The organism is Herbaspirillum frisingense GSF30, from assembly GCF_000300975.2.
Lineage (GTDB): Bacteria > Pseudomonadota > Gammaproteobacteria > Burkholderiales > Burkholderiaceae_D > Herbaspirillum > Herbaspirillum frisingense.
The window spans coordinates 100,904-113,274 of record NZ_AEEC02000013.1 but is presented as its reverse complement, the minus strand read 5'-3'; the positions used below and the strand labels follow the sequence as shown (position 1 = coordinate 113,274).

The window sequence follows — 12,371 nt, the reverse complement described above, 5'->3', positions numbered from 1 at the left end:
CTACTCCTTCAGTAGATGCAGCCGGGCGATGCGCAAGGCCATGTCCTGGCTCAGCTCGGTGCGGCCCTGCTCGTCGGTGATGCCTTCCATGGCGCTGCCATCATCAAGTTCGATGCGGTAGCGCTGGTGCGCATGGGGTCGCCCGCTGCCGCGGCGGGCCAATATGAAGCGCTCGTCAGTCGGCACATTGCTGACCGGCAGGGTGACCTCGGGAACGTGCGCGTCTGCACCGCCCAGGTGATGGAAATCGGCCGAGCGGATGACGTGGTCGCCGCTGCTCTGCTGGGTGATCGCGCCGCCGCCGAGATCAATCTGCGCGCCCTGTGCAACGAAGCGCAGGCGCGGTGCCTGCAGCACGATTTCTTCTGCGGCGGTGAGAACGATGCGTTTGGCAGAGGTGGCTTCGATGTTGTCGGCGTCCGTCTGCAGTTCCAGCTTGCCGCTGGCGGCGACCAGCTTGATCCCCAACCGATGGGCGAACAGGCTGATGCTTTCGGCCACGCGGGCCAGCAGCTTCTTGCCCACTGAAAGCTGGGTGTTGCCCACGCTGATCATGTCGATCTGGGTCTGTGCGCCGATGGCGATACTGTCTTCGCTGCTGATGGCGACGCCGGCGGGCGCGGTCATGGCGACCATGGGGCGCCCACCGCCGCTGCCTTCCTTGTCGGTGTTGCTGCCGGCTTCCCAGCGTTCGAGGCGTTCACGCAATGTGCTCAGGGCGCGGGCCTCAGTGTCGCCGGCGCGGTGGGTCTGTGCCAGGGAAGCCAGTTGCTGCTGGACGTCCTGCAGCGCCGTCATGAGACCGAGCAACTCCTGCCTGTCGAGTTGCCCTCCACTGGCGGCCGGGCGTGCGGCGGCGCTGATCAGTACGCCTTGTCCACCGCGCAGGGCCAGTGACTGGTCGGTGCGCAACTCCGCGCCTTCACCCCGCGCGGTCCCAAAACCCTGGTCGCGGGGATGGGTGAGCCAGCCCAGGTTCAGTTCGCTGTAGCCATGCTGGGAGGCGAGCTGCGCGCTGATTTCGCGCGGCGTGTCGTCCAGCCGTAGCTGGTTGTAGCGGTGGCCTCGGACTTCCTTGCTTTTGATGCCGGCGAGGAAGCGGTTGGCCGGTAGGGCGCCGATGTCGCTGAAGCTGGGCGGCAGGGAGGTGGCGCCGTGTACGCGACCGATGATGATGGGCTTGTCGGGATCACCGCCGAGGAAATCGACGATGACTTCCTCGCCCACCCGCGGCAGACTGATCGCGCCCCACTGGTTGCCGGCCCAGGTACTGGCCACGCGCACCCAGGCCGAGTCGCGCCCGCTGTCGCTGGCACCGGCGCCATTGGCGTGGTGATGATCCTCGATGCGGGTACCGGGAAACCGGATCTTGACCCGGCCAAGCGCGTCGCAGAACACCGCCTCGTTGGGGGGACCGACCACGTGCGCGTTCTGCAGGCGGGGCGTTGGCACATCCTGTTGCGGATCGAAGGCCGGTACCACCGGGGTGCCGCGCCGTACGCAGGAAAAATGGTTGCGGTAGCGGAACGTCCGGGTGGGCGCACCTTGATTCGCGCTTTCAACGCCCTGGTGTCCATCCTCGTCGCCTATTTCCCATCGGTTTCGAAGCGACAAGGCCTTCACCTTGGTCGCCAGGCTATGCGGCAGGTTGTTCTCGGCCTCGACGTCGAGGCTGGTGATAATGAATTCCCGCTCGTGGGCGGGATGCCTGTCCAGCTCCGGATGATCTTCGACGGTGATCCACTCGCCCACGCGCAGTGCGCGCACAGTGGAGCGGGCCTGGAAGGATTTGGATTCGTATGCGTGGCGCTGCATGCGCAATTTGCCAAGCTGGCGATAGTCTTCCGCGTCGTTGCCGGTACGCGGGGCATCGATCCGGTAGTCATCCACACTGGCGGCGAAGCGGCTGCCGAGGATGCCCTGGTCCGCCCGGGTCGTTTCCCGGCTGTGCATGGGGCCGCCCTTGGCGTGGTCCCAGCCATAGCGATTGACGCTGCCGGGCCGCAGGGTTCTCATCGCGCTCCAGTGCGTGATGCTGTCCTGTTCGCCGGGCGCATGATCTCGGTGATAGCGCACCGTGCCGGCGGCGTTGGCCGGCAACTGGAAGGCATCGTTGAATAACACCAGGGTGTGGGTCGGCCGGCCTGTGCGGTCCTCGGGTGCCGGCTCGCCCGGGCGGATGAACCAGCCTATGCCGCGCCGCTTCCAGAGCCGGCGCAGGAAGTCGCCATCGGACTCGTTGTGCTGCATGGTGAATTCGCGCAAGGGATAGCCTTCGGCCAGCAGGCTCCAGTCGACGTCGAAGCAGGACGTGAGCACGGGATTGACGGTGCGCCACTCGGAGAGCAACACCTGCGTGACATCAAGCTCATTGGCATGCAGGAAGACCCGCGTATTGCTCCGCTGGCCCATCAGCGCCAGGGCATCACGCAGGATCAGCCGATAGCTGGCGAGGCCGTCCTCGACTTCACCGGCACTGGCCTCGGCAATCAGGCCGGACACCCGGCGCAATTGGCCACGATCGGTCACGAAGCGGATCTCGGCGGGCAGCGCGATAAAGTCCTTGAGCGGCAGATCGGCCTGGGCGGAGATGCAGTGCAGACGGTATTCGAATGCACCGCAGACGGCCTCATGGCCTGAGACGTGGGTCACCAGCAGGAGCTCGTCCAGGCGCGGCGCGGAAGCCGGCCCGGGTTCGGCGGGTGGCGGCTGCATCAGCCGCAAATGGATACTGCGTGCGATGTCGGAGTAGCCCGTAAGCGACTCCTTCAGAGAGCGGAAAACCATGCCAGGGTCCTCGATGCGAATCCGCCTGGGTGCCGGGGGCATGCAGGACGGCAGAGCTATAGATGGAATGGGGTAGGACGCAATGCGATTGAGGCGGTTATGCTAGCGGCGGCATACGCAAGCTTCGCGGCGAGGAAGACTGTTGAAGGGTATTTTCGTTAGAATTCGATAACACGCATTGCCGCACATGCATGCAGCAATGGACGGCCTGCACGCAGTCCCGCATGCTGCGACAAGGCCAAGGCGGTGAAAGACAGGCTCATACCGGCCTGACCCACAAATCAGAGGCGCGCCCGCGTAGGCAGCGCCCACCGGACCACCCGGGACCGTACGGCCCCGACACCCGAAGGAGACCAGAAGTGAATCCCACCATCCCGCCACGCACCGTGATCAATGGCACGCACTACCGCCACGAGGAAGCGGCGCCGTACCAATGGCAGATCCCCGAATTCTTCAACATCGGCATCGCCACCTGCGACCGCTGGGCCGATGGCAGTGGCCGTCCCGCCATCATCAGCGAGGAGGCCGACGGCAGCGTCACCACCTGGAGCTACGACCAGCTCAAGACCCTGAGCGACCAGTTTGCCCAGGTGCTGGCGGAGGCCGGCATCGGGCGCGGGGACCGCATCGGTATCTACCTGTCACAACGCATCGAGACGGTGATCACCCATATCGCCGCCTACAAGCTGGGGGCGATCACGGTGCCGCTGTTCTACCTGTTCGGGCCGGAGGCCATCGCCTATCGGCTGCAGAACAGCGAAGCGGCGGCGCTGGTGACCGACAGCAGCGGCATGGACAAGGTCCACCTGGCCGGCGAACTGCCGGCGCTGAAGGTGGTGTTCTGTGTGGAGCAGTCCGATATCGTACTGCCGCAGACCACCGACTTCTGGGATCGCCTGCGCGCGGCGGCACCGCTGCCGCAGGCGTTGGCAACACGGGCCGACGATCCGGCCATGATCATCTATACCTCCGGCACCACCGGCAAGGCCAAGGGAGCGCTGCATGCACATCGCGTGCTGCTGGGGCATCTGCCGGGGGTGGAGGTCTCGCACGACAGTTTCCCGCAGCCTGGCGACCGCTTCTGGACGCCGGCCGACTGGGCCTGGATCGGAGGGCTGCTGGACGTCTTGCTGCCGTCGCTGTATCACGGTGTGGCGGTGGTGGCGCGGCGCCTGGAGAAGTTCGATGCCGAGGCCGTGTTCGGCCTGCTGGCGCGGCATGACATCCGCAATGTGTTCTTCCCGCCGACCGCCCTGAAGATGCTGCGCGGGACACCCTCACCCCGGGAACAGTGGAATTTCTCGCTGCGCAGCGTGGCCAGCGGCGGCGAGACACTGGGTGATGACCTGATCGCCTGGGGACGCGAAGCACTGGGCATCACCATCAACGAATTCTATGGCCAGACCGAATGCAATCTGGTGGTCTCATCCTCGTCGAAGCTCTATCCCAGTGCTTCGGGCAGCATGGGCCGCGCCGTGCCTGGCCACGATGTGCAGATCGTCGACGAGGATGGCCGGATCGTGGCGCGCGGTGCCGTCGGCAACATCGCCATCCGTGCGCCGGACCCGGTGATGTTCCTGCGCTACTGGCGCAACGAAGAGGCCACACAGGAGAAATTCACCGGCGACTTCCTCCTCACGGGGGATCTGGGCAACATGGATGAACAGGGCTATATCCGTTACCTGGGCCGCAATGACGATGTCATCACCAGCGCCGGTTATCGCATCGGGCCGGCGCCGATCGAGGAGTGCATCATGCGCCATCCGGCGGTGCGCATCGCGGCGGTGGTGGGCACCAAGGATGCATTGCGGACCGAGGTGGTGAAAGCCTTCGTGGTGCTCAAGGAGGGCCATGCACCGGGCCAGGCACTGGTGGCCGAGCTGCAGCAGCATGTGCGGGCACAATTGGCAGCCCATGAATATCCGCGCGTGATCGCCTTCGTCGATGCGCTGCCCACCACGGCCACCGGCAAGATCATGCGCAAGACCCTCAAGGAGATGGATCAGTAGTCCGGTTCACCCTGCCCAGGCGTCATGGCCCGTGTGCGGCCCATTGCATCAACCATGACAGGCCGAACAGCAGGGCGCCGATCAATCCCCCCACCAGCGTGCCGTTGATGCGGATGTACTGCAGGTCGCGCCCGATGTTCAGTTCGATCTGGCGCGACAGCTCGGCGCTGTCCCATTGCTTGATGGTGTCGCTGATGTGGCGCGTGAGCAGTTGCGCTACCTCCGGGCTGAGGCTGGCCATGGCCCGCTCCAGGTGATCGTTGAGGGAGGCGCGCAAAGCCGCGTCCTCCTGCAGGGCGCGACCTATCCACTGCGTGGCGGCAGCAGCCTGCGCTTGCAGGGCCGAATCGGGTCGTTCCAGGTCTTGCCGTAGCCAGGTGCGCAAGCTCTCCCAGAGACTGCCGACATAGGCGTTCACGGCCTCGCCTTGCAGGACCTCGCGCTTGATCTGCTCGGCACGCTCGCGCAGGGCGGGGTCCTGCTTCAGACGCTCGATGAAGCCTGCCAACTGGCGGTCGAAGGCCTGGCGCAGCGAGTGTTGCGGGTCCTCGGCGATGCCGCTCAGCAGTTTGTCCAGGATATCGGCCAGGGTGGTGGCGGATTTCTCGCCGATCCAGTTGGATGGCAGCAGCTTTTCGATCTTGGGATATTCGCGCTGCAACCATTCCACCATGCGTTCGGCGATGAAGGCGCGGGTCTCTTCGCGATTGAGCAGTTCGGCCAGTGCCACGATGGCACGGTCCAGCAACTGCTGGTGACGGCCGTCCAGGGTAAGGGTATCGAGGATGGTCGCCAGCGAGCGCGACAGGTCCAGCTTGCCCAATGCCGCATGCAAGGCGTCGCGCACGAAGGCCTGGATGCGACGGTCGTCGGTGAGCGTGAGCACGGCACCGACCGCCTGCGCCATGTAGCTGCCCAGGCGGGCGGCATTCTCGGGTGCGGCCATCCAGGCCGACAAGCGCTGCGCCGGATCGTGCCGACGCACCAGCGCAGCGAGCGATTGCGGGCTCAGGAATTTCTCTTCGACGAACACCGCCAGGTTGTCGGCGATGCGATCCTTGTTGCGCGGGATGATAGCGGTGTGCCGCGACAACCAGGGCAGTGGCAGATGGCGGAACAAGGCGCTCACCGCAAACCAGTCGGCCAGCGCGCCCACCATCGCCGCTTCGGCCATGGCCCGCAGCAGGCCGCTCCACGGCGAAGGCGGCGCCAGCGACGCGCCGACGAACAGCGTCATCGCCGCCAGCAGGCAGATCAGGGCCAATCGTTTGGCGCGACGCAAGGCTTGTGATTTGTCCATGTCGATGCAGTGCGTGTGATGAAGGTCCTTTTGCTCGCGGGATGAGACAAAGAGCAACAATCAACAGCGAAAGTTCTGATTATTTCGAAGAAAAACTAGAGCTTTTTCGAAGAAATACTCAACCAAACTACGATAACAATCTCGTTATTTTTCGATTATTCCGCGAGAGATTCGCAGGTATAAGTGTTTGTCACGGATAGTTTGTGCGTTTGTAATTGTAGCTAATCGACCGTCACCCCTAGCCGCCCGATCCTTGCGCACATGAAAAATACAGAGACTCCACCAAGCGCCCGCATCATCTTCGGACAAAACGTTCGCAGAGTTCGCCGGCTTAAAGAGATGTCACAAGAAGAACTGGCATTCCGCGCTGACATCAGTCGCACCTACCTGAGCGAGGTTGAACGCGGAGATCGCAATATCTCCGTGGACAACATGGAAGCCCCGCCATCGCCCTGGAGATGGAATTGCCCGATCTCATGCGGCATACCCTGCTGGCGCTGCCCAGCGAGGATTCCCGCTGAGACCCCGGTCCGGCCGATGCCCCTGGCCTTCAGGCCTTACCTGACGAACCTGCCTGCGCCATGGGAAAGCGCAGGGTGAACACCGTCTCACGGCCCGGCATGCTGCTCACGCCCGCCTGGCCACCATGCAACACCATGATCGACCGCACGATCGCCAGTCCCAGCCCGCTGGAGCCACTGGCGCTGCTGCGTGAGGGATCGGCCCGATAGAAGCGATCGAAGATGCGCTCCAGCAGGTCGGCCTGGATGCCCGGGCCGGGGTTGGATACCGCAATGACGGTGGCGCCATCGACGGTGCTGGCTGCGATCGTGATGCTGCCCTGCGCCGGCGTAAAGCGGATGGCATTGGCCACCAGATTGCCGACGGCGCGCCGCAGCAACATCACGTCGGCCTGGATGCGCCCGTTGCCGATGACCGCGATGCCCACCTGGGCGTCTTCGGCGATGCCCTCGAAATACTCGGCGATGCGATTCAATTCCTGCGCCACATCGAGGTCCTGAATCTGCAGCACCACATGGGCGTTCTCGGCACGGGCCAGGAACAGCATGCTCTCCATCATCCGCGACAGACGCTCGTACTCCTCGATATTGGAACTGAGCAGGGCCTGGTATTCATCGATTCCGCGAGGTTTGCCCAACGCCACCTGGGTCTGCACCATCAGGTTGTTCAATGGCGTACGCAGGTCGTGCGCCAGATCGGCCGAAAACTGGCTCAGTTGCTGGAAGCTGCGATGCAGCCGGTCCAGCATCTCATTGAAGGATTGCACGATCTCGTGCAGTTCACGCGGCGCGGCCTGCAGATCGAGCCGGGTATCAAGACGATTGGCGGAAATGGCGCGCGTCTGCAGGGCCATCATGCGCAAGGGCCGCAAGCCGCTGCGCACCAGGAAAAATCCAAGCAAGGTCGCCAGGACCGTCCCGATGCTGGCCGCCCACCATACGTCGGAACGATAGTCGGCCAGCAACTGCATGCGGTCCGAGGCGGTGCGCACCACCAGCACCACGGCCTGTTCCCCCGAGAGGGTGACGGGCTTGCTGGCGATATAGCGGGCGCGCAGATCGCCGATGTGCAGCGACTGGATACTGTCCCAGGTGCGCAGGTCGATGCGCGAGAGGTCCAGACCCGGCGTGCCGCTGGACGGGTCGTGGCTTTCCATGAGCGTACTGCCGTCGGCACGGGCGATGCGCACCAGCAGCTGATCGTGACCGGAGAGGGTATCGAGTACCAGATGACGGCGCGCCAGGATGTCGTCCAGCGACGCCGCATGTTCGACCAGATGATTGATGGAGCGGCACTTGCCGGCCAGTTCCTCATCGTCGCGCCGCTCCAGCTGCACATGCAGCGAATGCGAGAGATAGCTGCCCACCGCCGTGAAAATGAGCAAGGCCAGCAGCCCGAACAGCACCACCAGCCGCAGGCTCATCGAGGCCGGTGCGCGCTGGCTCACTGGCGCGCCTCGAAGACGTAGCCCATGCCCCAGACGGTATGCAGCAGCTTCTTGTCGAAACCGTCATCGAGCTTGGCACGCAGGCGGCGCACGGCAACGTCGACCACATTGGTATCGCTGTCGAAATTCATGTCCCACACCTGGGAGGCGATCTGCGGGCGCGACAACACTTCGCCCGGCCGCCGGATCAGCATGTGCAGCAGCGCAAATTCCTTGGCGGTGAGGTCGATGCGCTGGCCGGCCCGCGTCACCTTGCGCCTGACCACATCGACCACGACATCGTCGTAATCAATGACATCGGCCTCGCGGCTGGGGCCACGGCGCAGCAGGGTGCGCACCCGCGCCAGCAGTTCGGTGAAGGCAAAGGGCTTGACCAGATAATCGTCGGCGCCCAGTTCCAGGCCCTTGACGCGGTCTTCCACCTCGTCGCGCGCGGTCAGGAACAGGACCGGTGTATCGTGGCTGCGCCGCAGTTCGCGCAGGATATCCCAGCCGTTCATGCCAGGCAGCATCACATCCAGGATGATCAGCTTGTAGTCCAGCGTGCGCGCATGGTGCAGGCCATCCACGCCGGTCTGCACCCAGTCCACGACAAAGCCGGACTCGGTCAGCCCGCGCTGCAGATAGTCGCCGGATTTGGGCTCGTCTTCCACCAACAAGATATGCATGATCGGATTCCTGACGGATAAGCCGATATTGTGAACTAGCCCCGTCGGGCATTCATTACAAATCTGTAATGACTGGGCAATCTTTCTGAGCGGACCGGCTCCTTAGAATCCATTCCAACGATACGCCAGACACACCACTGGTCATCGCGTCGGCCCTGGCCGATGCACGCCACCCATCCGGGCGGGCATCGAACTGGGCCTTGTGGAACCACTTCTCAAAGGAGCTTCATCATGAAAATCTCGCATCTCGTCATCGGCACCCTGGTCAGCGCTTTCTCCCTGTCGGCCTTCGCCCAGTCCACCGTCCCCACCGAAGCAGCCCGCGACCAGGCCAACCTGTCGGCCCGCAACAACTATCCGGTGGTGCAATACCAAGGCACCAAGACCCGCGCCGACGTGGTCGCCGAACTGAAGGCGGCCGAACTCGGCCAGCCGATGCAGACCGCCGGCGCCAAGCCCTCCCTGCAGGACAGCAGCACCCAGAACCAGGCCTTTGACTCCTCGCTCTACAACGGGGCATAATCGGCGCCGGTCGTTACCGCAGCGGTAACGGCGGCTGTGGCCGTGACTGCGGTGACAGCCCCCATCGTGGCTACCTGCCTGTCCCGGGCCGGTAGCCAAACCCACGTCTTCTTCATGCGTGCATTGATTCTTTTCCTGGCCTTGTTGTTGCCGTTGCAGCTCTCGTGGGCTGCAGTGGCCAGCTATTGCCAGCCGGAAAAGGAAAGCCACGGTGCCGCACCCACCAACCATCCCGGCCACCATGAACACGTTGCTGCACCAGCCGGCGACGAAGCCTCCCCCGACGGCCGTGGCAACGCGGGGCAGGGTGGCGACGCCGATGCGGCCTGCGCGGTCTGCCAGCTGTCCTGCATGAAATCCATGCAATGGCAGGGCGCGCCGATGGCTGAACAGACCTGCACCACGCTTGACGTTTTCAGCACCATCGCGCCCCATCCCAACTCCCACATCGCCGACGGGCCAGACAAGCCCAACTGGCCGCTCGCCGCCTAGCCTGGCGAGCACGCTTCCCTTCTTTCTGCACTCGCCGGATTCCCCTTTTCACCACTGGAGAATTCGATGTACCGGCATATCCCCATGCTGGCGCTTGCCCTGCTCGCGCCGACCCTGGCCGTGGCCCAGGCCACGCCGCCCGTTGCTGTCCCGTTTTCGGCACCATCCACCGACGCGGCGCCCGTCCTCACCCTGGCCGCCGCACTGGACCTGGCGGCCGCCCACAACAAGGCCTTGTCGGCCGCCCGCCTGGAAATCGAAGCGGTCGAAGGCAGCCTGATGCAAGCCGGCGCGCGCCCCAATCCGGAGTTTTCCGCGCTGATGGAAGACACCCGCAAGGCCAGCCGCACCACCACCTACCAGATCAACCAGCCCATCGAACTGGGTGGCAAGCGCAGCGCCCGCATCGATGCGGCGCAGCGCCAGCTGGACATGGCCAGGCTGGAATACGCCAGCCTGCGCCAGCAAATGCGCAGCCGCGTCACCAGCGCCTATCACGAGGCCTTGCTGGCCGGTGAGCGCCAGCGCCTGGCGGCCGAACTGGTGCAGCTGGCGCAGACCGCTGCCGATATGACTGCGCGGCGCGTGCAGGCCGGCAAGGTCTCGCCGGTAGAACAGACCAAGGCACAACTGGCGCTCTCCACGGCCCAACTGGAACGCCAGCAGGCCGAGAGTGACGCCACTCTCGCGCGCGGCCAGCTAGCCAGCCTGTGGAACGCCCGGCAGGCCGACTTCGTGCTGGCCGATACCGCGCTTGAGACCCTGCCGCCACTGCCGGCCATCGCCGACCTCACCGCACGCGTGGGCAAGGGACCGGCGGTGCAGCTGGCGCGACTGGAGGTGGAACGGCGCGCCGCGCTGGCACGCATCGAAAGCAGCAAGCGCGTTCCCGACCTGACGCTCTCGCTGGGCAACAAGCGCGACGAAGAGGCCGCACGCAACATGTGGGTGGTCGGCTTCTCGCTGCCCATCCCGGTATTGGACAGCAATCGCGGCAATGAACTGGAAGCCATCAAGCGCACCGACAAGGCGCGTGACGAACTGGCCCTGGTCGAACTGCAGATGCAGAACGACGCCGCGCAATCCTACGAGCGCCTGCGCAATGCACGGGCCGAAGCACTGGCATTGCGCCAGGACATCGTCCCCGGCGCACAGAGCGCCTATCTGGCCGCCCGCACCGGCTTCACGCTGGGCAAGTTCGGCTTCCTCGACGTGCTCGACGCGCAGCGCACCTACTTCCAGGCCAGGGCGCAGTACTGGAAAGCCCTGTCGACCGCCTTCCAGGCCGCCGCCGAACTGGATCGCCTGGCCGGCGACGCCCCCCTCAACCTGCAATGAGAACCACCATGACCAGCAAACAGAAACTCGCCATCGCCGCGATCATCGCCATTACCGCGCTGCTGTGCGGATGGACCCTGATGAAGGGCCAGGGCGGCACCGAAGCCACCTCTACGCATCAGGAAGAGGGCGCCCACAAGGAGGATGACCATCAGGAAAAAAACGGGTCCGACGGCAAGCCAGCCCATGACGACCACGGAGCCCATCAAGACCACGACGAGGACAAGGAAGGACATGGAGAGCAAGAAGGCAAGGTCGCCCTCAGCCAGGAACAGATCACTGCCGCCGCCATCACCCTGAAGCAGGTCGGCGCAACGCGCATCGAAAGCGGGCTACAGCTGCCGGGCGAGATTCGCTTCAACGAAGACCGCACCGCGCATGTGGTGCCGCAGGTCGCCGGCGTGGTCGAATCGGTCTCGGCCACGCTGGGCCAGAAGGTGCGCAAGGGCCAGGTACTGGCCGTCATCAGCAGCAGCGCCGTCTCCGAGCAGCGCTCCGAACTGCTCAACGCCGAACAGCGCCTGAGCCTGGCACGCAGCACCTGGCAACGCGAGAAACAGTTGTGGGAACAGAAGATCTCGGCCGAACAGGATTACCAGCAGGCGCAACTCTCCCTGCAGGAAGCCGAGGTCGCTGTGCGCAATGCACGCCAGAAGCTGCGCGCCATCGGCGTCACCGGAACGGGTAGCGGCGCCCTCAACCGGCACGAGATCCGCGCCCCCTTCGACGGCACCGTGGTCGAGAAGCACCTGGGCCTGGGCGAGGCCGTGCGCGAAGATGCCAACGCCTTCATCATCGCCGACCTCTCCAGCGTATGGGCCGAGATCATCGTCTCGCCCAAGGACTTGCAGAAGGTCCGCGTGGGCAGCGCCGCCGCGGTGCGCGCCACCGCCTTCGAGGCGAACGCTACCGGCCGCATCTCCTATGTCGGCGCCCTGATCGGGGAGCAAACCCGCACCGCCAAGGCCCATGTGGTCTTGCCCAATCCGCAAGAGAGCTGGCGTCCGGGCCTGTTCGTCACCGTCGATGTGATGACCGAGGCCAGCGAGGTGGCACTGGCCGTGGATGCGGAAGCGATACAGACGGTGGACAACAAGAGCGTGGTCTTCGTGCGGGTGGACGATGGCTTCAAGGCGCAGGAAGTGCGCACCGGGCGCAGTGACGGCAAGTCGGTGGAAATCCTCTCCGGCCTGCAAGCCGGGCAGCAGTACGCCGCCAGCGGCAGCTTCGCCATCAAGGCCGAGCTGGGCAAGGGCGCGGCGGAGCATAGCCACTGACGCGGATCG

General features: G+C 64.7%; 10 protein-coding genes. 6 read left to right on the top strand and 4 right to left on the bottom strand.

All coding sequences use genetic code 11. The annotated features are described in order from the left end of the window. Window positions 1-2,787, bottom strand: coding sequence for a type VI secretion system Vgr family protein (locus HFRIS_RS11265; protein WP_006463467.1), 2,787 nt, complete (start codon window positions 2,785-2,787; stop codon window positions 1-3). A 386-nt stretch (window positions 2,788-3,173) separates the two neighbouring features. Here HFRIS_RS11265 and HFRIS_RS11260 point away from each other — a divergent pair, with 386 nt between their 5' ends. Continuing rightward, a complete protein-coding gene (locus tag HFRIS_RS11260; protein WP_420865061.1) occupies window positions 3,174-4,796 on the top strand; it encodes an acyl-CoA synthetase in 1,623 nt (540 codons plus the stop codon). A gap of 22 nt (window positions 4,797-4,818) precedes the next feature. Here HFRIS_RS11260 and HFRIS_RS11255 read toward each other — a convergent pair whose 3' ends face one another. After that, a complete protein-coding gene (locus tag HFRIS_RS11255) occupies window positions 4,819-6,096 on the bottom strand; it encodes a DUF445 domain-containing protein (protein ID WP_006463465.1) in 1,278 nt (425 codons plus the stop codon). A gap of 261 nt (window positions 6,097-6,357) precedes the next feature. On the opposite strand from HFRIS_RS11255, the gene HFRIS_RS24790 reads away from it, so the two are divergent. Continuing rightward, window positions 6,358-6,696: a helix-turn-helix domain-containing protein gene (locus HFRIS_RS24790; RefSeq protein WP_006463464.1), complete on the top strand. Its 339-nt coding sequence runs from the start codon at window positions 6,358-6,360 to the stop codon at window positions 6,694-6,696. Here the strand turns inward: HFRIS_RS24790 and HFRIS_RS11250 are convergent. Both HFRIS_RS11250 and HFRIS_RS11245 read right to left on the bottom strand, forming a co-directional pair. Beyond that, window positions 6,647-8,065 carry a heavy metal sensor histidine kinase gene (locus HFRIS_RS11250; protein ID WP_006463463.1) on the bottom strand — a complete coding sequence of 473 codons (1,419 nt, stop codon included), beginning with the start codon at window positions 8,063-8,065 and terminating at the stop codon, window positions 6,647-6,649. The two genes, HFRIS_RS24790 and HFRIS_RS11250, sit on opposite strands and share 50 nt — an antisense overlap. Beyond that, the gene (locus HFRIS_RS11245) at window positions 8,062-8,733 is read right to left on the bottom strand and encodes a heavy metal response regulator transcription factor (protein WP_006463462.1); all 672 of its coding nucleotides are present in this window, start codon (window positions 8,731-8,733) and stop codon (window positions 8,062-8,064) included. The genes HFRIS_RS11250 and HFRIS_RS11245 overlap by 4 nt, the downstream gene beginning before the upstream one ends. Window positions 8,734-8,964: 231 nt before the next feature. Here HFRIS_RS11245 and HFRIS_RS11240 point away from each other — a divergent pair, with 231 nt between their 5' ends. From HFRIS_RS11240 to HFRIS_RS11225, 4 genes are all read left to right on the top strand, one after another. Continuing rightward, window positions 8,965-9,255 (top strand): DUF4148 domain-containing protein, encoded by a 291-nt coding sequence (locus HFRIS_RS11240; protein ID WP_006463461.1) that lies wholly within the window; start codon window positions 8,965-8,967, stop codon window positions 9,253-9,255. A gap of 51 nt (window positions 9,256-9,306) precedes the next feature. After that, on the top strand, window positions 9,307-9,747 hold the full coding sequence (locus tag HFRIS_RS11235) for a cobalt transporter (RefSeq protein WP_244436287.1): 441 nt from the start codon (window positions 9,307-9,309) through the stop codon (window positions 9,745-9,747). 66 nt (window positions 9,748-9,813) lie between these two features. Next, window positions 9,814-11,085 carry a TolC family protein gene (locus HFRIS_RS11230; protein WP_006463459.1) on the top strand — a complete coding sequence of 424 codons (1,272 nt, stop codon included), beginning with the start codon at window positions 9,814-9,816 and terminating at the stop codon, window positions 11,083-11,085. An 8-nt stretch (window positions 11,086-11,093) separates the two neighbouring features. Beyond that, entirely contained in the window at window positions 11,094-12,362 is a 1,269-nt protein-coding gene (locus HFRIS_RS11225; protein ID WP_006463458.1) for an efflux RND transporter periplasmic adaptor subunit, read from the top strand. Window positions 12,363-12,371: the final 9 nt, after the last annotated feature.

Bases quoted from the DNA above. Each gene is read 5' to 3' on its own strand.
- HFRIS_RS11230 (WP_006463459.1), top strand. From the start codon at position 9,814: ATGTACCGGCATATCCCCATGCTGGCGCTTGCCCTGCTCGCGCCGACC.
- HFRIS_RS11240 (WP_006463461.1), top strand. From the start codon at position 8,965: ATGAAAATCTCGCATCTCGTCATCGGCACCCTGGTCAGCGCTTTCTCC.
- HFRIS_RS11225 (WP_006463458.1), top strand. From the start codon at position 11,094: ATGACCAGCAAACAGAAACTCGCCATCGCCGCGATCATCGCCATTACC.
- HFRIS_RS24790 (WP_006463464.1), top strand. From the start codon at position 6,358: ATGAAAAATACAGAGACTCCACCAAGCGCCCGCATCATCTTCGGACAA.
- HFRIS_RS11245 (WP_006463462.1), bottom strand. From the start codon at position 8,733: ATGCATATCTTGTTGGTGGAAGACGAGCCCAAATCCGGCGACTATCTG.
- HFRIS_RS11265 (WP_006463467.1), bottom strand. From the start codon at position 2,787: ATGGTTTTCCGCTCTCTGAAGGAGTCGCTTACGGGCTACTCCGACATC.
- HFRIS_RS11255 (WP_006463465.1), bottom strand. From the start codon at position 6,096: ATGGACAAATCACAAGCCTTGCGTCGCGCCAAACGATTGGCCCTGATC.